A 24,213-nucleotide genomic window follows, 5' to 3' on the forward strand; every position below is an offset into this window, starting at 1 on the left:
CAGTCTCCTGGAGTCGTTGCACTGTTTTAGTGCAGTATAGCGGTTTCGGCGTAAAAAGCGCGTGAGATCAGGTTGTTGGTGGAGAAAAAAGCCCATCCGGAGATGGGCTAAAAGTTTCCACGGCAACTACCCCCGGCGCTTTTGACGCCGGGTAAAACAACTAAATTAAACGCTGTAGTACAGTTCGAACTCAACCGGATGCGGAGTCATACGCACGCGGTCGTTCTCTTCAGTACGCAGGGCGATGTAAGCATCGATAGCGTCGTCAGTGAATACGCCACCCGCAGTCAGGAACTCGCGGTCTGCATCCAGCGCCTGCAGGGCTTCTTCCAGAGAGCCAGCAACCTGTGGGATCTCTTTCGCTTCTTCTGGCGGCAGGTCGTACAGGTTTTTGTCCATCGCTTCGCCTGGGTGGATCTTGTTCTTGATACCGTCCAGACCGGCCATCAGCAGCGCTGCGAAGCACAGGTATGGGTTAGCCGCTGGGTCCGGGAAGCGCACTTCGATACGACGCGCTTTCGGAGACGCCACCACCGGGATACGGATGGAAGCAGAACGGTTACGCGCAGAGTAGGCCAGCATAACTGGGGCTTCGTAGCCCGGGACCAGACGCTTGTAGGAGTTAGTGGTTGGGTTCGCCAGGGCGTTGATCGCTTTAGCGTGTTTGATAACACCACCGATGTAATACAGCGCCTGCTCGGACAGACCGGCATATTTGTCGCCAGAGAACAGGTTGGTACCGTTCTTGGACAGAGACATGTGGCAGTGCATACCGGAACCGTTGTCGCCAAACATTGGTTTTGGCATGAAGGTCGCGGTTTTACCGAAACGGTGCGCAACGTTGTGCACAACGTATTTGTAGATCTGAATTTCGTCCGCTTTTTTGGTCATGGTGTTGAAGCGGGTTGCCACTTCGTTCTGACCCGCAGTCGCCACTTCGTGGTGGTGCGCTTCAACAACCAGGCCCATCTCTTCCATCACCAGACACATGGTGGAACGGATATCCTGTGCAGAGTCGACCGGAGGAACCGGGAAGTAACCGCCTTTCACACCAGGACGGTGACCTTTGTTACCACCTTCGTATTTGGTGGAAGAGTTCCATGCGCCTTCGATGTCGTCGATAGCCACGTGGGAGCCAGAAATAGAGGCACCGAAGCGGATGTCGTCGAACAGGAAGAACTCTGGCTCTGGCCCGAACAGAACGGTGTCCGCGATGCCGGTGGAACGCAGGTACTCTTCAGCGCGTTTAGCGATAGAACGTGGGTCGCGGTCGTAGCCCTGCAGCGTGCCTGGCTCGAGGATATCGCAGCGGATGATCAGGGTTGGTTCTTCGAAGAACGGATCAATGACCGCTGTGGTTGCGTCTGGCATCAGAACCATGTCGGATTCGTTAATGCCTTTCCAGCCACCAATGGAGGAGCCGTCAAACATTTTGCCTTCTTCAAAGAATTCGGCGTTCACCTGATGAGCAGGGATTGTGACGTGCTGTTCTTTACCTTTGGTATCGGTGAAGCGCAGATCAACAAACTTCACTTCATGTTCGTTCAGCATCGTCAAAACGTGTTCAGCGGACATACTTAACTCTCCAGATTGGTCATTGTCGTCGTGGTAACGAGGTCTTCAATTTCTGTTGGTACTGGCTGTTGCCATGTATTTTTTATAAAGCGAAATCTGTGCCAACTTTTAAAACACCCCAAAAAGGCGTTATCATGCGCACCATAGTGCAAAAGGGCTGCACCATGATGGACTTGTTGCACCAGTATAGTGCTTCAATGTGAACATTAAGCACCATATTGGTGCAATTTACGTTAAAGTGCCCTTTTACCGCTCCGTGAAAGCGATCACAAAGCATCTCTGCAATACTTGTTTGCGGGGGATGTTTGTGATCCTGTTTTGTAGTGCGATTAATCCGTGTACAATAACGCGCTATTTCTAAATGCCTGAGGCAAAGTTGTGATCGAAAATTTGCGTAACATCGCCATCATCGCGCACGTTGACCATGGTAAAACTACCCTGGTTGATAAGCTGCTGCAGCAATCCGGTACGTTTGATGCGCGTGCCGAAACCCAAGAACGCGTGATGGACTCCAACGATTTGGAGAAAGAGCGTGGGATTACCATCCTCGCGAAAAACACCGCGATTAAATGGAATGACTACCGTATCAACATCGTTGATACCCCAGGGCACGCCGACTTCGGTGGTGAAGTTGAACGTGTAATGTCCATGGTAGACTCCGTTCTGCTGGTCGTTGACGCAATGGATGGCCCAATGCCACAGACGCGCTTCGTGACCAAAAAAGCTTTTGCCCATGGTCTGAAGCCAATCGTTGTTATCAACAAAGTTGACCGCCCTGGCGCGCGTCCTGACTGGGTTGTTGACCAGGTCTTCGACCTGTTCGTTAACCTCGACGCGACCGACGAGCAGCTGGACTTCCCTATCGTTTACGCCTCTGCGCTGAACGGTATCGCAGGTCTGGACCACGAAGACATGGCTGAAGACATGACCCCGCTGTATCAGGCGATTGTTGACCGTGTTCCTGCGCCAAACGTTGACCTGGAAGGCACCCTGCAGATGCAGATCTCCCAGCTCGACTACAACAACTACGTTGGCGTAATCGGCATTGGCCGTATCAAGCGCGGTAAAGTGAAGCCTAACCAGCAGGTCACTATCATCGATAGCGAAGGCAAAACCCGTAACGGTAAAGTCGGTAAAGTCCTGACTCACCTGGGTCTTGAGCGTATCGAGAGCGACATCGCTGAAGCGGGCGACATCATCGCGATCACCGGTCTGGGTGAACTGAACATCTCCGACACCATCTGCGATCCGCAGAACGTCGAAGCGCTGCCAGCCCTGTCCGTTGATGAACCAACCGTATCCATGTTCTTCAACGTCAACACCTCTCCGTTCTGTGGTAAAGAAGGTAAGTTCGTTACCTCTCGTCAGATCCTTGACCGTCTGAACAAAGAGCTTGTGCACAACGTTGCGCTGCGCGTTGAAGAAACCGAAGACGCTGACGCATTCCGCGTTTCCGGTCGTGGTGAGCTGCATCTGTCTGTTCTGATCGAAAACATGCGTCGTGAAGGTTTCGAGATGGCGGTTTCCCGTCCGAAAGTAATCTTCCGCGAAATCGATGGCCGTAAACAAGAGCCGTTCGAAAACGTAACGCTGGACGTAGAAGAGCAGCACCAGGGTTCTGTGATGCAGGCACTGGGCGAGCGTAAAGGCGACCTGAAAAACATGAATCCAGATGGCAAAGGCCGCGTACGTCTCGACTATGTGATCCCAAGCCGTGGCCTGATCGGCTTCCGTTCTGAGTTCATGACCATGACCTCCGGTACTGGCCTGCTGTACTCCACCTTCAGCCACTACGACGACGTTCGTCCGGGCGAAGTGGGCCAGCGTAACAACGGCGTACTGATCTCCAACGGTCAGGGTAAAGCGGTTGCGTTTGCGCTGTTCGGTCTGCAGGATCGCGGTAAGCTGTTCCTGGGTCACGGTGCTGAAGTTTACGAAGGCCAGATCATCGGTATTCACAGCCGTTCTAACGACCTGACGGTAAACTGCCTGACCGGTAAGAAGCTGACCAACATGCGTGCGTCCGGTACTGACGAAGCAACGGTTCTGGTTCCACCGATCAAGATGACCCTGGAGCAAGCTCTGGAGTTCATTGATGATGACGAACTGGTAGAAGTGACTCCACAGTCAATTCGTATCCGTAAACGTCACCTGACCGAGAACGATCGTAAACGTGCTATGCGCGGTGCGAAAGAAGACTAATACGGTCAATCCGTAGTAAAAAAAGCCGCTGAGAAATCAGCGGCTTTTTTATTAGAACGAATAACGTAACCCCAGGCGGATCCTGTACTGCTCGCGGTTGTAATCATTCCATCTGTCCAGCCACTGGAGTTCGAGGTACGGCAGCCAGTTTCTGTCGATCTTATAACTGAACTTGTTGGTAATTTCCCAGTGATGGTCTTTGCCATTTTTACTGTGGTAATCATTTATCCGCTGGAAAAAATGCGGCTCAAAGGTATAGAAAAACGCATCGGTCACCTTGAAATTCCAGTAGTTGGCAAATTCGTGCGTGTCGTTCTTATCCATCTGCCCGTTATAGTCCGGCGTATCGTAATTGTTATGGTTATAGCGATAGCGGAACGTCAGATTAAACCCGTCCGTGAATTTATAGTTGGTATCTAAATAAACCGCGCCACCCGAACCGGCGCTGCTGTCGTTGATCAACCCGCCCGGCTGGAAGGTGAGTTTGTCCGTCGGTTTAAAGAGCGGATACCACCCCTCTATTTCGTTATAGCTGTGCTTGAGCTCATCCCACCTCCCCACGTTGTAGGCGTTGGTGAACATCAACCCCGCGCCCATATCGAAGTTATAGCCGGCACGCAGGATCACTTCGTGCAGCTCAGAGGCCGTATTGTAGGCTTCACGGGTTTCAACATAGGCCCCGGCGAATACCGGGCAGGACACAGACGACACGATCAGTACAATGATGATTCTTTTCATAATTTGTCCATGTATCAGGTACAGAAAGGCCTCCCTCCTGATGAACAGGAAGGAAATACTGGCCGAATTATTGTTATAAAGTGACTGCTGACGCTTTATTGTTGGGTGTTATCTCAGGGGTATTCGCTGACTGTTTTTTCCGTTTTCCAATCTCCTCGATAATAAAGGCGAAGCGCGTTTCGTTGAGTTTATAAAACAGCCCCATGGTCACTGCGGCGACGATTGCCAGGCCGCACGGCCAGAGGAAAATAAGCTGACGCAAACCCAGCAGCGTGCCCGCGCTCTGCACGGCGTGAGGAACGTAGCCGATCTGGGTCAGCATGATGCCGGGCAGGAAGCCGGCGAGAGCGGCGGAGATTTTGCGCGAGAAGGTGTAGCCGGTGTAAACCGATCCCTCGGCGCGAATGCCGGTTTTCCACTCGCCGTAATCAACGGTATCCGGCACCAGCGCCCAGTTCAGGCTGTTCACAAACGCGGTGCCGAAAAAGGCCATGCAGGAAAAGAGCACGAACAGTAGGGAGCTGGTTCCCCAGAAGAAGTTCAGCACGTCGCCCACCGCCCACAGCGCCAGCCCGCCCAGATAGACCGGCTTCTTGCCAAAGCGCTTCACCGCGCCGGGCACCAGAAACACGCCAATCAGAATGCAGCCCATGCTGAAAAAGCCCATCCACGACAGCAGATGCAGATCGTTCAGCACGTACTGGGTGTAATAGACCTGAATCGCCAGCTTGATGTTGAACGCGGCGAGAGTACACAGGTTGGCAATGCACAGCACCAGCAGCGGCGGATTGCGGAAAATCGCGCAGAACGATTTAAGAATGCCGGGCTTATGGTGATCGGGCGTTATCTCGACATAGCGCTCTTTCACCCCGCTGTAGCACCACCACATGCAGAACAGGCCGCCGGTGGCGAACACCAGCGCAGCCACCAGATAGCCGAGGGAGGGCTGGTGGACGAACAGCGCCTGAATGGGCATAAAGCCGACGGTGCAGAGCAACAGCCCCACCGTGGCGCCACCCTGTCGCCACGCCGCCAACTGCGCGCGCTCGTTCGGGTTTTTGGTGATGGCAGGGACCATCGCACCATAGGCACAGTTCATCAGGCTATAGCAGAGCCCAAACATCATGAAGAGCACGGTGGCGAGCGCCGTTTTCACCGTCAGGCTAAAGTCGTTGGCCATAAACTGCGCCGTCGCGACCAGCGCCACCGGCACGGAGGCATACAAAATGAATGGCCGGAATTTTCCCCGCGCGCCGATGTTTCGCCGGGAATCCAGCAGCACGCCGGTCAGCATGTCGGTAAACGCGGTGAAAAACTTCGCCACCAGGAAAATTATGCCGCCGTAGAACGCGGGCATCCCCAGTTCATCGGTGTAAAACTTCAGCAGGTACAGCGTGCCAATACACAGCATCAGGTTCGAGCCAAAATCGCCCATCCCGTAGGCGCACTTCTCTCGCAGGCTCAATTTCAGGGTTAACGGATCAGTATTGTGTGTCATGGTCGATCCTCAGAGCGCCCCGCAGGGCGCTCTATCACGTCATTTAGGCCGTACGTTTGCGCAGTTCGATCTCTTCCACGATGCGCACATACATCTTCTCGTTGAGGTTGTAGAAGCAGCCCATCGCCACGATGGTGATGACCGCCAGCAGGCTCGGGTAGATAAATATCAGCTGCCGCAGCCCTTCAACCGTCCCGGCGGACTGCACCACGTTCGGCACGTAGCCGATCTGGGTGAGCATGATCCCCGGGAAGAAGCCGGCCAGCGCCTGGGATACCTTCCTGAAGAAGGTAAAGCCGGTGTAGACCGTCCCTTCGGAGCGCACGCCGGTGCGCCACTCGCCGTATTCCACGGTATCGGACACCAGCGCCCAGTTCAGACTGTTCACGAACGCGGAGCCGAAGAACGCCAGGCAGGAAAACGCCACAAAGCTCACCGAGCCGCCGCCGAAGAAGTAGTTGAGCAGATCGCCCGCCACCCAAATTGCCAGCCCGCTGATGTAGACCTTTTTCTTGCCGAAGCGCCGCACCGCGCCGGGCATCATAAAGACGCCGATAAAAATACAGCCCATGCTGAAGAAGCCCATGTACGACAGCAGGATCGGGTCGTTCAGCACGTACTGCGTGTAGTAGACCTGAATGGCGAGCTTAACGTTAAACGCGCCCAGCGTGCACAGGTTCGCGATACACAGGATAAACAGCGGGCGGTTCCCGGCAATGGCGCGAAAAGACTGCAGCAGCCCCGGCTTTTGCGCCGGGTTAGCGGGCTGCGTCTCGACGTAACGCTCGGTGACGCCCTTATAGCACCACCACATAAAGAACAGGCCGAACAGCGAGAAGAGGGTGGCGGCAAAGATGTAGCCAAGCTGGTCGTTACCCTCAATCAGGTTCATCACCGGGACAAAGCCCACCGTACAGAGCAGCAGGCCGAGCGTGGCGCCGCCCTGACGCCAGGCCGCCAGCGAGGCGCGCTCGTCCGGGTTTTTGGTGATGGCGGGCACCATCGCGCCGTAAGAGCAGTTCATCATGCTGAAGAACAGGCCGTACAGCATGAACAGCACCGTCGCCATCACCGTTTTGCCGGTGATTTCAAACGGCGTGCCGACGAAGTTGGCAATCGCCAGCAGCGTCACCGGGAAGGCGGCATACAGCACGAACGGGCGGAATTTCCCTTTCGGGCCAATCTTGCGTCGGGAGTCGAGCATGATCCCGGTGCCCATATCGGTGAAGGCGGTAAAGAATTTGGCAATCAGGAAGATGATCCCGCCGTAGGTGCCGGGCAGCCCCAGCACGTCGGTGTAAAACTTCAGCAAATAGAGCGTGCCGATATCCAGCAGGATGTTAGAGCCGAGATCGCCCATCCCGTAGGCGAGTTTTTCTTTAAACGGCAGGCGTAGGGTTGCCGGATCGGAAGTATGTTGACTCATTATTGTTCTCCGTCTGCCCGCAGGTTTCCCTGCGGGCGAGCCTTATCAGATATCACGTAAGGTGCTAAACAGATCTGCCCATTCGCTGTGCTGGCGATAGAAGACCGGCGGTTTGCCAATCGGGGCATCAACGGTCACGTCACCGCCCTGGCAGGTTTCCCCGGTCCACGCATTGACCCAGCTGTCCTGCGGCAGATAAAGCGACCAGTCCCGGCGGCCCTCTTCATGAACCGGTGCCACCAGCAGATCGCGGCCAAACAGGTACTGGTATTTCAGCGTGTAGGCGCGCGCGTCGTCCTCATAGTGCAGGAACAGCGGACGCATCACCGGCAGGCCGCTTTTCGCGTTCTGCGCAACCGCAGCTTTGATGTACGGCTTCAGGGTGGTGAACACGGTGGTCATGCGCGCAAAGTGCGCGATGGTTTCCGCATCGCCGTCGAACTGCCAGTTGTCGCCAGGGCGGTTGCCCTCGTGGGTACGCATCATTGGCGTAAAGGCGCTGAAGTCGCACCAGCGCAGCAGCAGCTCCTTGCTGCGCTTCATCTCGAACAGGGTGGTATAGCCGCCGATGTCACTGTGGTGCAGGCCGTGCCCGGTCATCGCCAGCGACAGCGCCGCAGGGATGACGGACGCCAGACCGTCGTCCAGGCTCCAGTCGACGTTCTGATCCCCCGCCCACATCATCACCGAGTGCTTCTGGCTGCCGGTGTAGCCCGCGCGCATGAAGAACAGGATCTCCCCGAGCTTGCCGGTTTCCTGGAGCGCCTCGTAGTTACATTTGGCCCACAGGGCAGGCCAGGCGTTATGCATGATCTCCGCGCTCACGCCGTTGTGCAGGAAGGTATCGGTCGGCAGATATTCCCCGAAATCGGCCATCCAGCCGCCGCAGCCCAGTTCGATCAGGTTCTTTTTAATGACCTCTTTGTACCAGCCGTAGGCTTCCGGGTTGGTCAGGTCGATAACGCCCGCGTAGAACTCGCCGAATTCAACGTGGTAGTCCTCACCGTTGGCGTTTTTGGTCAGATAGCCGCGTTTCGCCGCCTCTTCGCAGAGATCTTTATCGCTGGCGACGTACGGGTTGATATAGGAGAGGAACTGTACGCCCTCCTGCTTCCACTGCCCGATCCGCTCATCAAGCTGCGGATAGAGCGCGCTGTTCCACTTCCAGTTCCACATCACGCGTTTGCCGAAGGAGGTCATGCGGATGCCGGACCAGTCCTGCGCCCAGATGCCGTTCACCTTCACGCCGCCCTCGCGCATAGCGTCGAGCTTCTGCTGGCACACCTCGGTGCCGCCCTGGATGCCCAGCGTCACGCCGTCGTAAACCCAGTCCGGCAGCTCCGGCTGACGTCCCAGCAGGCCGGTCAGTTTTTCCAGCAGATCGACGTACGTTTCCGCACATTCGAAGCGCAGCGTGGCGTTATCTTCCCAGAACGCCAGCTCGTGGAAATCCGGCGCGCTGAAGTCAAAGTTCATGTAGCAGCTGTTATCCACGTGGCAGTAGTACTTCTGGGTGCTCACGAAGGTAGGCTGCGGGAAGAAGGTCCAGTAGTAGTCACCACCCGCGTTCTCTTTGCAGTCGGCCTGCCAGGTGACGTAGGTCTGCTTGTTGCGCCCCACGCCCTGCTCGCTGGTCCAAAGCGGGAACGGCTTGCCGCGCAGGTCGAAGTACGAGAATTGCTCGCCGCAGCCGTAGATATGATCTTCCGGCTGTGCCGCCAGCCGCAGCCAGATGCGGTTATGGCCGGGAGCATCATTTTTCAGCTTCAGCTCCAGACGGCCTTCCGCATCCACGCCCACCAGCAGGGTGGCGCTCACCGCATCGCCGCGGGTAAAGCGGATGGCCCAGCCCACGCTTTGCTGCGTGACGGTCGCGTCCGTCAGGGCAATCTTTTCGTTGAGCTTGTCTTTAATGCTGAAGTTGCCGCGAAACATCTCGATATCGGCCTCGCCTGCGCCGATCCACAGGCAAGGCGCTTCTTCAGAGTGGGACAAAATCAAGCGATCCTGCCAGCGCAGGGTGAAGCCACGTTCGTTATTTTTCAGGTCAATATTGTGTAGGGTACGCATAAAAACTCCGTCTTTATTATTTGGCCTGGCTGTCCAGCAATCCGGCGGCGACGGCAGGCGCTAAGCCCGGCGCCAGCGGCAGGCGGGGGATCACCAGGCAGTGCAGCAGATGGTAAATATCCTGCTTGCCGTCCCAGACTTTGGTGGTCACTTCGTTATTGGTGTCCAGCTCCTGCCACCAGGAACCGTTTTCGTAATCCATCAGGTACTTGATGCAGTAATCCCACCACTTCTGATACCAGGCTTCGTACTGCGCCTCGCCGGTGACGGTGTAGAGCGCATAAGCCGTGCCCATTGCCTCAACGATCGGCCAGCGCACGCGTTCGCGGACGATAGGCTTACCGTCCCAGCCCACGGAATAGACAAACCCGTCGGCGCCGTCGGGTGCCCAGGCGTCGCGGATGGTGGCGTGAAACAGGCCTTTCGCATCTTCCAGCAGCCACTCCGGCGGGGTTTCAAAGCGCGCTTCCAGCGCGGCGCGCAGGTGCAGCATCAGGCGGCCCCACTCAATCCAGTGCCCCGGCGTGCCGCCGTAGGCGCGGAAGCGGTGGGCGGGATTATCAATGTTGTAGTCGCGGATCGGGTTCCAGTTGGTGTCGAAATGTTCGTTAACGCGGTACTCACCTTTGCGCGCCACGTCGTGAATAATCACCGAGGCGATGCGCAGGGCGCGGTCGAGCCATTTGCGGTCGTGGGTCACGTCATAGACAATCAGGAAGGCTTCCACGGCGTGCATGTTGGCGTTACCGCCGCGGTAATCTTCCGTTTTGCTGAAGGCTTCATCCCAGGACTCGAGGCACATTTGCTTCTGTTCGCTCCAGAAATAGTGCTCAATCACCTCGATGGCATCGTCCAGCAGCTTGCGTGCCTGCGGGTGGCCGGTGGTGACGGCGCTCGCCGCGCCCAGCAGGACGAAGAAGTGCTGATAGCCCTGCTTGGAGGCGTCAATGACGCCTTCATCGTTTACGCAGGCGTACCAGCCGCCGTGCTGTTTGTCGCGCAGCGGACCGTTGAGGGCATTAATGCCGTGCTCAACCAGCGCATACGCGCCGGGACGGCCCATGTTCGCCGCCACCGCGTACACGTGAAGCATGCGGGCGGTGATCCAAAGATGGGTGCCCATATCGCTGCGAACCTGCCCGTTATTGCCCAGCCAGCCAAAGCCGGTCGGTACGGCGGCGTTTTTGCCGAAATCGAGAATGCGGTCGGTCTCTTGTTCGAGCCAGCGGTTGTGGCTCAGGGTGTTAAACCATTTCATGTTCGGGTCCTTTCTTAACGGCGAGCCATCATTTCGTCGACGATCTCACCCAGACGCTGAAGTTTTGGTACGGAAATATCACGCAGCATCAGCTCGGTATCCGGCAGGCCAATCACCGATGACCAGACGGCGCGACCGGCTAAAAAGCCCGATGCCCCCGCCTGCATCGCCACGCTCACGGCGCGCGGGAACAGCTTATCGTCCACGCCGGAGGAGAGGATCACCCACGGCATGGCGATGTTCTCGTTCAGCTTCTGCGAGGCCGCCAGCAGTTCCTGCTGCGTGCCCTTACCAAACAGCGGCATCTCCACCTTGTAGAGGTCGGCACCGCTGTCGCCCAGCTCTTTAGCCGCATCGATAATCGCCTGTTCGCGGTTAAATTCGGCTCCACGACGCGGCGGACGCACCACCGGCTCGATAATGCTCAGCAGCCCGTTGTCGTGGCACAGCGTATTGAACGCTTTCACCATCTCCAGGCGCTGCTGCGGATCTTCATCGCTACGCCACAGCACCAGCAGCTTGAGCGCCTTGCCGCCGTCGCGTTTGACCGCCTGCGCGTCGATGCTTTTGTCGATCACCACGCTGTCGACCGGAATACCGTTCCCCGGAATAAACTCGTCGGCCGCCACAATCATCGCGCAGCTGTTGGCTACGGCCTGCTGCTCCACAATCTGGCGATAGCAGAACTGCTGGTCGACGAGAATGGCAGAGGCGTAAGGCGACAGAATCTTCGCCGCGTTGACCTTAAAATCCGTCAGGTGCTGGTCGGTTACTGGCACCGGCGCGCCTGCGGCGGCAAACATCAGGCGCATCGCTTCGCGCTGATCCACGGCCAGCATTGCAAAACCGCCGGAAGGTCGGGTGATATCTTTCAGGGTGTACATCGTCATTCCTCAGTCCTTTCGTATCAGTGTGATTTTTTCAGCCCGGCAGATGCGCGAACCTGTTCTAGAATGGCCGTCCAGTCTTCGCGCCCGCGCCCGGCGGCGCGTGCCTGGTTGTAAACTTCGCGGGACGCCGCGCCCAGCGGCATCGGAACGTGGAGCTGGTTAGCCACGTCCAGGGCGATCCCCAGATCTTTATGCGCAAGGTCGATCATGAAGGCCGGGGAAAGATCCCCTTTCAGCACCTTGTTCGGCCATGAGGTGGTGAAGTGGCCTTTACCCGCCGGCGTGCCGCTCATCACCTTCAGAGCCACCTCAAAGGAGAGACCAAGCGCTTCACACAGTACCGCCGCCTCGGCGGAAAGCGCGTTCAGGGCGATGCTCATGTAGTTGTTGATGAGCTTCACGCGGATGCCCATGCCTGGCCCGCCGGCGTTAATCAGCTCATTGCCCATCGCCATTAAGACGGGGGTGGCGCGTTCCACCTGCTGCGCGGTGCCGCCTGCCAGCAGGAGCAGCGTGCCGGCGATGGCATGGTCAGACGTGCGACCCACGGGCACGTCCATCAGGCTGAAGCCGCGTTCAGCCATATCGCGGATCAGCGCGTCGGTTTGCAGCGGGTGGATGGTGGACATATCAATCACCAGCGCGTCGCGGGATAACCCTTCGCACACGCCGTGCTCGCCGAACAGCACGCTGCGCACCAGGTCGCCGTTTGGCAGCATGGTGATGACGAATTCGGCATCCGTTGCGGCCTGAGCAGGCGTAGCCGCCGCCCGTGCGCCGCTCTCTACCAGCGCCTGAACCGCCTGCGGGTTCACGTCAAACACGTTAAGCTGGTGGCCTTGCTTCAACAGATTCTTCGCCATTGGCGCGCCCATCTGCCCTAAACCGATAAATGCGATTGCTGACATGCCTCTCTCCTGTCACATCGTGTCAATTTCTGCGCGTTTGTGTTGTCTGTTTTTGATCGTATTTGTAATTTATAGTCAAAAAATTGACACGGGTCACTTTTTAAACATTTGGTGAAATTAAAATGAAGGCATCAGAAATCGCAGAAGGAATCACCATGACTCGCATCGTTTGTGTCGGCATTACCGTGCTGGATCGCATCTGGTATCTCGATGATTTACCTAAAGAAGGAGGGAAATATGTCGCGAAAGACTATACGGAAGTGGGCGGTGGCCCGGCGGCCACGGCGGCGGTGGCCGCGGCAAAACTGGGTGCGGAAGTGGATTTTATTGGCCGGGTGGGGGACGACGATACCGGCAGACGGCTGCTCGCGGAGCTGGAATCCCTGGGGGTGAAGACTCGTTACACCCGCGTATTTAAGGGTGCCCGATCGTCACAATCGGCGGTGCTGGTGGACGCGGGCGGAGAACGAGTGATTGCCAACTATCCCAGCCCCGATCTCCCTGCCACGGCAGACTGGCTGTGTGACATCGACTTCTTGCAATGGGATATCGTGTTAGCAGACGTGCGCTGGCATGACGGGGCAAAACAGGCGTTTACCCTGGCCCGACAGCAGGGCGTTCCTACTTTGCTTGATGCCGACGTTACCCCGCAGGACATCGCGGAGCTGATAGCCTTAAGCGACCACGCGGCCTTCTCCGCGCCGGGCCTGCGGCGACTAACTCAGTTGGATAAAGCAGAAGATGCCCTGAAAAAAGCACAAACGCTCACAAATGGACATGTGTATGTCACTCAGGGGCGAGACGGCTGCTACTGGCTGGAAAACGGCGCCTTGTGTCATCAATCCGGCTTTGAGGTGAACGTGGTGGATACCACCGGCGCGGGCGACGTTTTCCACGGCGCGCTGGCGTTCAGCCTGGGACAGCAATCTACCGCCGCAGACGCCGTGCGTTTTGCCAGCGCCGTCGCAGCCCTGAAATGCACAAAGCCCGGCGGGCGCGCGGGTATACCCGACTGTGATCAAACCCGCTCTTTTTTGTCACTTTTTGTATAAAATGCGGAGCGTGATGGTTTTCAGAGGACAGCCCATGAGCCTTACCGAACTGACCGGCAACCCGCGTCACGATCAGCTGCTGACGCTGATTGCCGATCGCGGCTATATGAACATTGATGAACTGGCGCAACTGCTGGACGTGTCGACGCAAACGGTGCGCCGGGATATCCGTAAGCTCAGCGAGCAGGGGCTGATCACGCGTCATCACGGCGGCGCGGGCAGGGCATCCAGCGTGGTGAACACGGCGTTCGAACAGCGCGAAGTGTCGCTTACCGAAGAGAAGCGGGCGATTGCCGAGGCGATTGCGGACTATATTCCCGACGGCTCAACTATTTTCATCACCATCGGCACGACCGTAGAGCACGTTGCCCGGGCGCTGCTTAACCATAATCATCTGCGCATCATCACCAACAGCCTGCGGGTGGCGCATATTCTGTATAAAAACCCGCGCTTTGAAGTGATGGTGCCGGGCGGCACGCTGCGCCCGCACAACGGCGGCATTATCGGGCCTGCGGCGACGGCGTTTGTGTCTGGTTTTCGGGCGGACTATCTCGTGACCAGCGTCGGGGCGATTGAGCACGACGGCGCGATGATGGAGTTTGACGTGAATGAAGCCAGCGTGGTGAAAACCATGATGGCCCACTCTCGCCACATTTTGCTGGCGGCCGATCATACGAAATTTAACGCATCCGCCGCGGTGGAAATTGGCAACGTGGCGCAGACAACGGCTCTTTTCACCGATGAGATGCCCGGCTCGGCGCTGCAAAATCATCTGAAATCCAGTAAGGTTGAAACGGTACTGGCCTGTACCAGCGATGATATCGCCTGAAGCAAAAAGCCGCTGATTTCTCAGCGGCTTTTTTGTTATTTGAAGCTGTATTTTATTCCCAGCATTCCCTGCGTATCGCTGTAGCCTTTATCGCCAATCTGCTGTGCCACATTGCCCCAGACGCTAAGCTGCGGGGTAATCTGCCCCTCTACGCCCGTCTTTAACTCACCAATATTGCGCGTACCGCGCATCTCATTGCTGACGTCATCCATGCGGATGCGCGTGGTCTGGGTATTGTGGATCCAGTTCGCTTCAATAAACGGCTGGAAGGTGCGTGATTTAGCGTCATCCATCGCGTTATGTCCGCTGATATAGGCCTTCACGCCGAGACGCGTCATCAGGTTGCCCTGGGTTTCGTCTTTCACCCGCGTGCCGTTACGCTCGCGATGGTCGTCAGCCTGCACGTCCATCCAAACGGCCTGCGCCTTCGGCTGGATCCAGTAGCTGTTGCGGCCGCTTTTACCCACCTTAACGCTATAGCCCGCTTCGACAGAGGCGGTTATGCCGCTGGAGCGATAACGCTCGGTCGCCTGGTCCTGCCCCATCACCTTATTGTCAAACCAGTTATACAGCACCCAGCTATCAACGTAGGTGCCGCTTTTATCGGCTTCGTTTGCGTACCAGGTATCGTACAGACCTACGCTATAGCCATTCACTTCGCCACGTGAGTGGTATCCGGTCAGGCTGGAAGCGCTCCGGCTTTGGCTGTTACCGTAGCCCGCCATCAGGCCAAGATGCCAGCGGTCCAGGCCATCTGTGCTCCATTGGGCGATATCGCCACCCAACTGCAGCACGTAACGGTTGGCTGTCGTTTTTAGCTGGCCGCTGCCGTCGTTGAAACGCGCATGCCCGCCGACGTTACGCATCCAAAGGCTCGTCACTTTTTGCTCGCCGGTGAGCATGTCGGTGTACTGCGTTTCACCCAGACGATCGTGCAGGCGGGTCATAAACAGCGTATTTGCCGCATAGCTGTTTGCCTGATAGCTGCCAAATTCTGGGCGATACTGATGCTCGCTTTTCGGCGGCGCAGGTGGCGGTACCGGTTCTTGCGGCGGAATCACCGGGTCGACGGGCGGATCTACCGGGACGACAGGCGGGTCGACAGGGTCAACGGGTGGATCCACCGGGTCAACAGGCGGGTCGACGGGGTCGACCGGTGGGTCTACCGGGTCAACAGGAGGATCTACCGGGTCGATCGGTGGGTCAACGGGTTCAGCCAGGCTGGTCAGAAACCAGTTCTTACCTTTCTGCACAACGTTATAGTCATAACCCCCCGCTACGATACGGCTGGCCTTCTCAAACGTTCCCTCCGAGTTGCCGCCAACGCTGACTATTTCAATCCCTTCAACGGTTTGTGCGCCTGCACCACCAATGTTGTTTACGTCAACCGCGGTACGACCGGATGTGTTTCCTTCAACAATCAGCCTGTCAGTTTCAGAGGTATCGTCAGACAGCACGGTATTGAAAACCAGCTTGCCGCCGTTGCCTGTGTAATCCTCGTTGATGGTCAGGGTTTGCCAGGCCGCGTCCTCAGCATGCTGGAAATTTATCGTGCCGCCCGCGTTCAGGGTCAGGCTGGTCAGCGTTGAGCTGTCACGCATATTCCAGACGGCATCATTCATCGTAAGCGCGAGAGTACCGGTCCCGGCAGCGTTGCTTTCTATGTACGATGCTCCGTTCCACAGCGAGCTGTTACCCATTGTCAGCGTAATGGTACTGTTTTGTGCCGGAAGGGTACTGTTGGCCGCGACGCCACCTGCGGCGAGGATATCGCCGTTAAGGAGGAATTTTCCGCCTGCAGAGGCATCAATAATTCCGCCATTGCTGGCGTTCAGGGCATAGCTACCCTGGTCGCGCTGGCCTGCGGTGGTAATGGTTGCCCCACCGTCGAGCGTTATCACGCCGCGTGACCAGGCATACATCCCGTGCGGCGCCTGGGCGGAGCTGCTGGTTTTCTCGCTGCTGTTGACCGCAATGGTGATGTTATCTCCCACATTTACCGCTGCTGTATAAGCGTAGATGCCATGCGCGCTGGCACCGTTGGTGGTGATGGTCGCGCCTTCATCAAGGGTGATGGTTGACGAGCCGGTAGAGTACACGCCGGAGGCATTGGCTGCGTCGGTGGTAATGGTCGCTTTTTTTCCCAGCTCGATTCTGGAGGCAGAACCCGCATACAGGCCGTAGGCCGAAGTGCCATACGTTTCGATGGTGGCCTCATCCCCCAGACGGACGGATGAGCCGCTCTGGTTGGTACGAATCCCCTCGGCGTAGGTACCCCGCGTCACAATATGCGCACGATCGCCGACAACAATGTTATTTTTGGCCTTCGAGGCATCATTCAGTGCATAGGCGCTAATACCGCGACCGGTACTGCCAGTGGTTTCGATATAGAGATCGTCACCCACATAAATATTGGCGGAGCCGAGAGAACCCTGGCTGAAGGAGCTGTACCCGGCATTGATGCCATCGCCGCTTTGGCCATTAACGTAAATGTGGGTGCGGTCGCCGGTAATGATAAACACCGGGTTATTCGGCGTGTTCATACCGTGGGTACGAATACCGTCGACATCTTTACCGTTATTGGCAGCCACTTTTGACTGGGTACGAATAGTCAGGTCGTCACCAAATATCACCCCCGGGCTGCCGGACGTGGAGTTCTGAATAACGGTCACGGAGTGCTCAAAGGCTTCCGCCCCCGGCCCTTCGAGAGTAATCCCATCCCCGTAGACTGGAATATTGCCCGGGCTGTACTGGTAGACATAGTTAGGATCGCTGGTATTTTTGCTAAAGTTCGCGTTTGCCGTTGCAGGAATCAGCGCCTGTATTTCCGCAGGCAAATCCGTTACTGCTCCGGTGGCTGGTAAATTAGCAAAATCGATAACTGCAGCATTCGCGGTAAATAGCGCTGACGATAGTGCCAGCGAAATCGCAACGGCGACAGGTGAATGTTTCAATAAATATGGCATAACTGCCCCCTTTCTTTCAGGCGTAAAACATCCTCCACACCATTAAATGTGGGTATGTTAAGAAATTGAAATTACAAAATAGAAACGAGTATTTTATGAATGCTGGTACCTAACTTCCTCTCTAATCGTATTTTATGAACGTAAATTTTTTTCACATCAACGCTGGTTGTTTTTATTATCTCCCGGAGACACACCCCTGAAATAAGTCTGTTAAGTAAAGTGAATTCAACAGTGTTCAGGGTATTAACACGCCTGCTGCTCACTCGCCTGCCGGAAAAAAGATGGTTAATTTTTTCCTGCAATATAGCGTCATCGTCATCTGAATAAATAATTCCCTTTATTTCACTGTGGTGAGCGAAAAAGTAGTGAGCCAACGCCTCCAGTTTACGGTCCGCGATAAGCACGATGTGCATGTTGGTCATCGCCAGATGTTCAATCCATTGCGGATCGACAAGCAGGCGCAGGTTATACATCGCAAAATCTACAAAAATAAATCCGCGTAATAAATGATTCTTGTTTCCAGACAATATTTTATTTTCTACTGCAAGTTGCAGGAAATGATTTCCCACCGGCCAAACTGCGAAGGAGGCGCTGCCACAGTATTGTGAGCGCACCGTGTTATCCGGAAATAACTGACAGGACAATTCGCAGCTTATACAGCGGACAACCTTTCGCGACGATGTTATCATCCAGTCCACTCCTGTCTTATTTTCATTATCAATATTTCACTGCCTTTCAAATGTGTCAATCTTGAAACATATCCAGCGTTTCTGTCGTATTTATGAGAAATAATGCCAGAGAAAATAAATTCCTGGCTGTCTCTATTCTTGCAGGCCGCAGACATAGCGACAGAACATTGATTGCCAGACCTTACCCAGGAATATTCATCAATCCATTAAGATTATTCGGCAAAAACAACCCCGGAAGGAAATTGACGAAATAGCACTAATAGCTAAAGATTCGTCACCTCGATCTGCCTGAACGTCAGTCTTTTCTCAACGTGTGGCTCAATATAATTATTTGACCTGGTGAAGTGTAATGAAATCTCATTATGTCCTTTTAGCTGAGGCTCACCTAAGAAAACCGACTTGTAATTAATTGAAAAATAATGCGATGTTTCTAATCTTAGGTACAGGTGTGTCGCGCTCTAATCCTTCTGACCTATACTGTTGTTAAATATACGTATGTTTTTTGGGTTTGTGGGGTTAAATATTGTTATTGCAGAGGAAAGTGAAATTGTATCTTATTAACAAGCTGGTCGAGTATGACCCGGAAAACAAAACCCTGGCGAATCATATTACCGGGCGCACGATACATTTGCAGCTTCCTGCCAATCTCTGCTTTCTTTATCTCGTTACCCATCCTGGCGAAATAATTTCGCAAAATCAGTTAATGGTGGTGGGATGGGGTGAGCGTAACGATGTCACCACACCGAATACCTTTTACCAGGCCATTTTGACATTGCGCAATGCGCTGGCTGAGGTGGGGTTACCGCGCGATACGGTAAAAACGATTTCGCGTCGCGGGTTGACGCTTTCCGAAGCCACCCAGGTTGAAGTATTTACCCCAACCGCCGAGCCGGTAATTGCCAGTGAAGACGCGGCAATAGCCGAAGGCACCGCGATGAAGAAGCCGGCGTGGTTAATAATAGCCACCGCTGCGCTTTTTCTGATCGCGCTTATTAACGGGGTCATATTATATAAACATCACCAGAACATGCCGTTTAGTCACTACATTCCACTTTCAATGGGCAGCACGACCAACGCCTGCCAACTCTTTTATGCACCTAATGAACATATGCAGGACCATTACCTTCGCTTGTTAAAAAATTATCCCAGCCTGTGTGCCGGAAACCGATACGTTTTTCTCATCGGCTATAGTAAAACGGAGCGAATCGCGGCGTTTGTCTGTAATAACGATGCGCGACATGACGCGGCAGCGTTATGTACCACGCATTATTTTTGGGCGCATGAGCAATGATGACTCTCGGGAATCGTATTATTTTGCTGGCGGCGTTGCTGGGGGCTGCTATTACCAGCGGCTGGTTAGCGTATTCGCATTTTTCGAGTGCGCCGATACGCTGTACAGGTGATGTGGAGTGGACGATTGGTAAAAACCGATTTGTAGGAACGGTTTCATGGCGAATGCAGCATCGGGAAGGGACCGCTGTCATTAACGGTAAACTGTTTGGTCACGTGGTTTCTGAAGTCAACCGCACCATCTATTTCCACTACAGCGATCACCAGAACGCGCGCGTATTGAATAACGATCGTATTGTTAAAACCTTCGCCGATAGTGCGGATGAGGCTGATATCAATGCAACGCTACCGGGTTTTTATCGCACGCCGGGAAGAGATCTGAGCCTGATGATTGATGAGTACCGTGGAGCGTGGCTTTTTGCCGCGTCAAACGTCCCTTCGCTGTACTGCCGTAAAAACGCGCCGTAAAAATCAATCGCACACCTTAGACGGCACGCATAGTCAAATCTCGTGATTCCCGCTAAAGTTATCTCTCCACGGCGAAAGGAGATAAACATGCTTTATATCTTTGACTTAGGAAACGTAATCGTCGATATCGATTTTAACCGGGTGCTGGGTGCCTGGAGCGACTTTAGCCGTGTGCCGCTGGCGACGTTAAAGCAGGATTTCGCGATGGGTGAGACCTTCCATCAGCATGAACGCGGCGAGATTAGCGATGAAGAGTTTGCTGAACGCTTCTGCCAGGAGATGGGGCTTTCGTTAAGCTATGAACAATTTTCTCACGGCTGGCAGGCGGTATTCGTCGCGATCCGTCCGGAAGTGATCGACATTATGCACAAACTGCGCGAGCAGGGGCACCGGGTGGTCGTGCTGTCTAACACCAACCGTCTGCACACGACCTTCTGGCCAGAGGAATACCCCGAAGTTAAGGCGGCGGCAGATAAGATCTATCTTTCCCAAGAGATGGGTATGCGTAAGCCTGAAGCGCGAATTTATCAGGCTGTTTTGCAGGCAGAGGGATTCACCGCGGCCGATGCGGTCTTTTTCGATGACAACGCCGATAATATAGAGGGAGCTAACCAGTTGGGTATCACGTCAATTCTGGTGACCGGAAAAGAGACGATACCGAACTACTTTGCGAAGCAGTTATGCTAAAAACCGTTCATCAAAAAGCCACGCATCATACTCGCCCGCTGAGGGCCTGGCTGAAGTTGCTCTGGCACCGCATTGATGAGGACAACATGACCACGCTGGCGGGTAACCTCGCCTACGTGTCGTTGCTCTCATTAGTGCCGCTGGTGGCGGTTATCTTTGCGCTCTTTTCCGCTTTCCCGATGTTCGCGGACGTTAGCCTGCAGCTTCGCCATTTCGTCTTCGCGAACTTCATCCCGGCCACCGGGGATGTTATCCAGAACTACATCGAGCAGTTTGTTGCCAACTCCAGCAAAATGACGGCGGTGGGGGCGTGCGGCCTTATCGTCACCGCGCTGCTGCTGATGTACTCCATCGACAGCGCGCTTAACACCATCTGGCGAAGCAAAAAAATCCGTCCTAAGGTCTATTCCTTTGCCGTCTACTGGATGATTTTAACGCTGGGGCCGTTGCTGGCTGGGGCGAGTCTGGCAATCAGTTCGTATCTTCTCTCCTTGCGCTGGGCGAGTGATTTAAACAGCGTGATTGATAACGTGCTGCGTATTTTTCCGCTGATCCTGTCCTGGCTCTCGTTCTGGCTGCTCTATAGCGTTGTACCGACCACGCGCGTGCCTAACCGCGATGCGGTAGTTGGGGCGCTGGTGGCGGCAGTGCTTTTTGAACTGGGTAAAAAAGGGTTTGCCCTTTACATCACCATGTTCCCGTCTTATCAGCTGATTTACGGCGTGCTGGCGGTGATCCCCATTTTATTTGTCTGGGTTTACTGGACCTGGTGTATCGTCTTGCTTGGTGCCGAAATAACTGTCACTCTCGGCGTATACCGCGAACTTAAAAAAGCAGCAGAAGCTGAAAAACAATTAGAAGCAGACCAACCATGATTGCATTGATACAGCGCGTAACCCGTGCCAGCGTCACCGTGGAGGGAGAGGTGACGGGTGAAATTGGCCCAGGACTTTTGGTGTTGTTAGGTGTCGAAAAGGATGATGACGAACAAAAAGCGAACCGCTTATGCGAGCGCGTGCTGGGCTACCGCATATTCAGCGATGCGGAAGGCAAGATGAATCTGAACGTCCAGCAGGCGGGCGGCAGCGTGCTGGTAGTTTCCCAGTTTACGCTGGCAGCGGATACCGAGCGCGGCATGCGCCCGAGTTTCTCTAAAGGCGCCGCGCCGGATCGTGCAGAAGCACTTTACGAATACTTTGTTGAGCGTTGTCGCCAACAGGAAATGAATACGCAAACCGGACGATTCGCTGCAGATATGCAGGTCTCGCTGGTGAACGATGGCCCCGTCACATTCTGGCTCCAGGTATGAGCCAACTGGCGGCGTGGCCGCGGGTAACAAGAGAGAGTACAGCTATGTATCACCTTCGAGTACCGCAAACGGAAGAAGAGTTAGAAGCGTATTACCAGTTCCGCTGGGAAATGCTGCGCAAGCCACTGCATCAGCCAAAAGGATCTGAACGCGACGCCTGGGATGCGATGGCCCATCATCAGATGGTGATGGACGAAGAGGGTAACCTCGTCGCCGTCGGGCGACTGTATATCAACGCTGATAACGAAGCGTCGATTCGTTTTATGGCGGTTCACCCTTCCGTGCAGGATAAAGGGCTGGGGACGCTAATGGCGATGACGCTGGAGTCCGTCGCCCGTCAGGAAGGCGTTAAGCGCGTCACCTGTAGCGCCCGGGAAGATGCCGTGGAGTTTTTTGCCAAACTCGGTTTTGTTAACCAGGGTGAAATCACCGCCCCGCAAACCACGCCGATTCGCCACTTTTTGATGATCAAACCCATCGCCACGCTGGACGATATTCTTCATCGCGCGGACTGGTGCGGGCAGCTGCAGCAGGCCTGGTATGAACACATCCCTCTGAGTGAAAAGATGGGCGTGCGCATTCAGCAGTACACCGGGCAAAAATTCATTACCACCATGCCGGAAACCGGCAATCAGAACCCTCACCACACCCTGTTTGCCGGCAGCCTGTTTTCCCTGGCGACGCTCACCGGCTGGGGACTGATCTGGCTAATGCTGCGCGAGCGGCATCTTGGCGGCACCATTATTCTGGCCGATGCCCATATCCGCTACAGTGCGCCGATCAGCGGCAAGCCGAGCGCGGTGGCGGACCTTGGCGCGCTGGGCGGCGATCTTGATCGTCTGGCACGTGGCCGCAAAGCGCGCGTGCAAATGCAGGTTGAGCTGTTCGGCGATGAAACGCCGGGCGCGGTGTTTGAAGGCACCTATATCGTTCTTCCTGCGAAGCCGTATGGCGCTTATGAAGAGGGCGGGAACGAGGAGGAGTAGTCTCCTTCTCACTCTCGCCCGGCATGGTTAATGCGCCAGGCAATATCTCGCATAACGTCTCGCGCTGACTGGCTAATTCCACCCAACTGAAAGAAGCCGTGTATTACACCCCGCCATCGTTGAGCGGTACACTTCACGCCTTGCTCCGTGAGGCGCTGACAAAGCGCCTCGCCTTCGTCGCGTAACGGATCATACTCAGCGGTAACAATGTGGACCTTTGGCAGACCGCTAAAGTCGTTGCGCCACAGTGGGCTGACTTCAGGATGCTGACGGTCGGCTCCAGCCAGATACATTTCATAGCCGCTCAAAAGGGTATCGCGAGTAATCACGTAATCCATGCCATTGAGGGTATAGCTTTCAAAACTGGCCGTAGCGTCGAGCATGGGGTAGATAAGAATGAGCTGAACGGGATCCCAGAGACCTTTGGCCTTAAGCCGCAATGACGTTACCAGCGCAAGATGGCCTCCCGCGCTGTCTCCACAAAGTGTAATCCGGTTTTTATCCACACCTAATTGTTCTGCATTCTGCCAGACAAGTTCTGCCGCTCTCTCTGCATCGTCATGCGCAGCGGGGAAGGTATGCTCGGGTGCGAGTCTGTACTGAACCGCAATGACCCGACAGTTACCGTAAAACGCCAGTTGGCGAAGCTGATTATCATGGGTTTCAAACCCACCGCTGACAAAACAACCGCCATGATAGTAGAGGGCACAAGGTAACGTTTCAGGGGCATTGACAGGCGAAAATACCCGAAAGGTCAAATCCTCAAGAACAAGCGTTTCAACCTGGACACGAGTTTCTTTTTCCCCGGCCAGCGCTGTGCTGGCGACATATCCGCTTCTCCGGTCATCAATACTCTGCTTTCGCGAGGAAGGTCGTCCTGCGGCAATAAACTCCTGTACCAGCTTATCAATACCCTTCTCCAGAGCCATGGTTACGTCCTTTTACTGTGTGTTTATACAGTTTATAGCCTGGTTTAGAGCAGATGAAAACAGAGAAATGATGAGAGGTGCATATTGTGGAAAGCGGCTCGCAAAATCGATCATTCCCTAAAAAACGTCCTTTCACCCTAAATTGATAAAGAGTATTTTGTCTGAAAATTAACCAATGATGATATACTAAGGTGATATATGAGCGTTTTGGCGGAACTTGATATGGGCAGAATACTTATCGATTTGTCTGATGACGTGATTCAACGTTTGGATAACCTCAAGCAATTGCGAAATCAACCACGTGCTGAACTGCTTCGCGAAGCGATTGAGCTGTATCTCGACCAGCAGAGTTCTTCTGTTATCCGAAATGCGCTTGGTCTGTGGGGAGACAGAAAAGAGGACGGGCTTGAGTATGAACGCAAGCTGCGTGAGGAGTGGTAATC

The 24,213-nt window shown here is 55.0% G+C and carries 21 protein-coding genes; 10 read left to right on the top strand and 11 right to left on the bottom strand.

Features of this window, described 5'->3' with window-relative positions; genetic code table 11:
• Nucleotides 1-165: 165 nt before the first annotated feature.
• Nucleotides 166-1,575: a glutamate--ammonia ligase gene (gene glnA / locus IM294_RS18605; RefSeq protein WP_008501856.1), complete on the bottom strand. Its 1,410-nt coding sequence runs from the start codon at nucleotides 1,573-1,575 to the stop codon at nucleotides 166-168.
• Between the two features lie 378 nt (nucleotides 1,576-1,953).
• On the opposite strand from glnA, the gene typA reads away from it, so the two are divergent.
• Nucleotides 1,954-3,777 (top strand): ribosome-dependent GTPase TypA, encoded by a 1,824-nt coding sequence (typA, locus tag IM294_RS18610; protein WP_028014891.1) that lies wholly within the window; start codon nucleotides 1,954-1,956, stop codon nucleotides 3,775-3,777.
• Between the two features lie 51 nt (nucleotides 3,778-3,828).
• On the opposite strand, the gene ompL is transcribed toward typA, so the two are convergent.
• The 7 genes from ompL to yihU all read right to left on the bottom strand — a co-directional run bounded on the left by ompL (nucleotide 3,829) and on the right by yihU (nucleotide 12,565).
• Nucleotides 3,829-4,515 (bottom strand): porin OmpL, encoded by a 687-nt coding sequence (ompL, locus tag IM294_RS18615; protein WP_063437447.1) that lies wholly within the window; start codon nucleotides 4,513-4,515, stop codon nucleotides 3,829-3,831.
• Between the two features lie 73 nt (nucleotides 4,516-4,588).
• Nucleotides 4,589-6,013 (bottom strand): MFS transporter, encoded by a 1,425-nt coding sequence (locus tag IM294_RS18620; protein ID WP_126818687.1) that lies wholly within the window; start codon nucleotides 6,011-6,013, stop codon nucleotides 4,589-4,591.
• 43 nt (nucleotides 6,014-6,056) lie between these two features.
• Nucleotides 6,057-7,439 carry an MFS transporter gene (locus tag IM294_RS18625; RefSeq protein ID WP_058646063.1) on the bottom strand — a complete coding sequence of 461 codons (1,383 nt, stop codon included), beginning with the start codon at nucleotides 7,437-7,439 and terminating at the stop codon, nucleotides 6,057-6,059.
• A 45-nt stretch (nucleotides 7,440-7,484) separates the two neighbouring features.
• Nucleotides 7,485-9,509 (bottom strand): alpha-glucosidase, encoded by a 2,025-nt coding sequence (locus tag IM294_RS18630; protein ID WP_193360378.1) that lies wholly within the window; start codon nucleotides 9,507-9,509, stop codon nucleotides 7,485-7,487.
• A gap of 16 nt (nucleotides 9,510-9,525) precedes the next feature.
• The gene (gene yihS, locus IM294_RS18635; RefSeq protein WP_193360379.1) at nucleotides 9,526-10,767 is read right to left on the bottom strand and encodes a sulfoquinovose isomerase; all 1,242 of its coding nucleotides are present in this window, start codon (nucleotides 10,765-10,767) and stop codon (nucleotides 9,526-9,528) included.
• Nucleotides 10,768-10,781: 14 nt separating this feature from the next.
• Nucleotides 10,782-11,657 (bottom strand): sulfofructosephosphate aldolase, encoded by an 876-nt coding sequence (gene yihT, locus IM294_RS18640; RefSeq protein WP_045260226.1) that lies wholly within the window; start codon nucleotides 11,655-11,657, stop codon nucleotides 10,782-10,784.
• A 17-nt stretch (nucleotides 11,658-11,674) separates the two neighbouring features.
• On the bottom strand, nucleotides 11,675-12,565 hold the full coding sequence (yihU, locus tag IM294_RS18645) for a sulfolactaldehyde 3-reductase (protein ID WP_126818684.1): 891 nt from the start codon (nucleotides 12,563-12,565) through the stop codon (nucleotides 11,675-11,677).
• A gap of 155 nt (nucleotides 12,566-12,720) precedes the next feature.
• Between yihU and IM294_RS18650 the strand changes: the two genes are divergently transcribed.
• Complete coding sequence (locus tag IM294_RS18650; protein WP_126818683.1) at nucleotides 12,721-13,617, top strand: sugar kinase; 897 nt, start codon at nucleotides 12,721-12,723, stop codon at nucleotides 13,615-13,617.
• A gap of 34 nt (nucleotides 13,618-13,651) precedes the next feature.
• Nucleotides 13,652-14,446 (top strand): DeoR/GlpR family DNA-binding transcription regulator, encoded by a 795-nt coding sequence (locus IM294_RS18655; protein ID WP_032644939.1) that lies wholly within the window; start codon nucleotides 13,652-13,654, stop codon nucleotides 14,444-14,446.
• 35 nt (nucleotides 14,447-14,481) lie between these two features.
• Here IM294_RS18655 and IM294_RS18660 read toward each other — a convergent pair whose 3' ends face one another.
• Together IM294_RS18660 and IM294_RS18665 are read right to left on the bottom strand one after the other, a co-directional pair.
• Nucleotides 14,482-17,412 (bottom strand): autotransporter outer membrane beta-barrel domain-containing protein, encoded by a 2,931-nt coding sequence (locus IM294_RS18660; RefSeq protein WP_126818682.1) that lies wholly within the window; start codon nucleotides 17,410-17,412, stop codon nucleotides 14,482-14,484.
• 71 nt (nucleotides 17,413-17,483) lie between these two features.
• On the bottom strand, nucleotides 17,484-18,101 hold the full coding sequence (locus IM294_RS18665) for a helix-turn-helix transcriptional regulator (RefSeq protein ID WP_126818681.1): 618 nt from the start codon (nucleotides 18,099-18,101) through the stop codon (nucleotides 17,484-17,486).
• Nucleotides 18,102-18,648: 547 nt separating this feature from the next.
• Between IM294_RS18665 and IM294_RS18670 the strand changes: the two genes are divergently transcribed.
• The 6 genes from IM294_RS18670 (at nucleotide 18,649) to fabY (ending at nucleotide 22,841) form a co-directional block, all read left to right on the top strand.
• A complete protein-coding gene (locus IM294_RS18670) occupies nucleotides 18,649-19,392 on the top strand; it encodes a winged helix-turn-helix domain-containing protein (protein WP_136344168.1) in 744 nt (247 codons plus the stop codon).
• Nucleotides 19,389-19,859, top strand: a complete 471-nt coding sequence (locus IM294_RS18675) for a hypothetical protein (RefSeq protein WP_028014878.1) — start codon at nucleotides 19,389-19,391, stop codon at nucleotides 19,857-19,859. Before IM294_RS18670 ends, IM294_RS18675 begins: the two co-directional genes overlap by 4 nt.
• A gap of 87 nt (nucleotides 19,860-19,946) precedes the next feature.
• Nucleotides 19,947-20,546, top strand: coding sequence for a glucose-1-phosphatase (yihX, locus tag IM294_RS18680; RefSeq protein ID WP_045260234.1), 600 nt, complete (start codon nucleotides 19,947-19,949; stop codon nucleotides 20,544-20,546).
• Nucleotides 20,540-21,421 carry a virulence factor BrkB family protein gene (locus IM294_RS18685; protein ID WP_045260235.1) on the top strand — a complete coding sequence of 294 codons (882 nt, stop codon included), beginning with the start codon at nucleotides 20,540-20,542 and terminating at the stop codon, nucleotides 21,419-21,421. The genes yihX and IM294_RS18685 overlap by 7 nt, the downstream gene beginning before the upstream one ends.
• Nucleotides 21,418-21,855 (top strand): D-aminoacyl-tRNA deacylase, encoded by a 438-nt coding sequence (dtd, locus tag IM294_RS18690; RefSeq protein WP_008501836.1) that lies wholly within the window; start codon nucleotides 21,418-21,420, stop codon nucleotides 21,853-21,855. Before IM294_RS18685 ends, dtd begins: the two co-directional genes overlap by 4 nt.
• Before the next feature lie 44 nt (nucleotides 21,856-21,899).
• Nucleotides 21,900-22,841 (top strand): fatty acid biosynthesis protein FabY, encoded by a 942-nt coding sequence (gene fabY / locus IM294_RS18695; RefSeq protein ID WP_028014875.1) that lies wholly within the window; start codon nucleotides 21,900-21,902, stop codon nucleotides 22,839-22,841.
• Nucleotides 22,842-22,849: 8 nt separating this feature from the next.
• Here fabY and IM294_RS18700 read toward each other — a convergent pair whose 3' ends face one another.
• On the bottom strand, nucleotides 22,850-23,770 hold the full coding sequence (locus tag IM294_RS18700; RefSeq protein ID WP_126818680.1) for an alpha/beta hydrolase: 921 nt from the start codon (nucleotides 23,768-23,770) through the stop codon (nucleotides 22,850-22,852).
• 198 nt (nucleotides 23,771-23,968) lie between these two features.
• On the opposite strand from IM294_RS18700, the gene IM294_RS18705 reads away from it, so the two are divergent.
• On the top strand, nucleotides 23,969-24,211 hold the full coding sequence (locus IM294_RS18705) for a ribbon-helix-helix domain-containing protein (RefSeq protein ID WP_015569912.1): 243 nt from the start codon (nucleotides 23,969-23,971) through the stop codon (nucleotides 24,209-24,211).
• Nucleotides 24,212-24,213: the final 2 nt, after the last annotated feature.

This window comes from Enterobacter cloacae complex sp. P43RS (assembly GCF_014930585.1).
Taxonomy (GTDB): domain Bacteria; phylum Pseudomonadota; class Gammaproteobacteria; order Enterobacterales; family Enterobacteriaceae; genus Enterobacter; species Enterobacter bugandensis.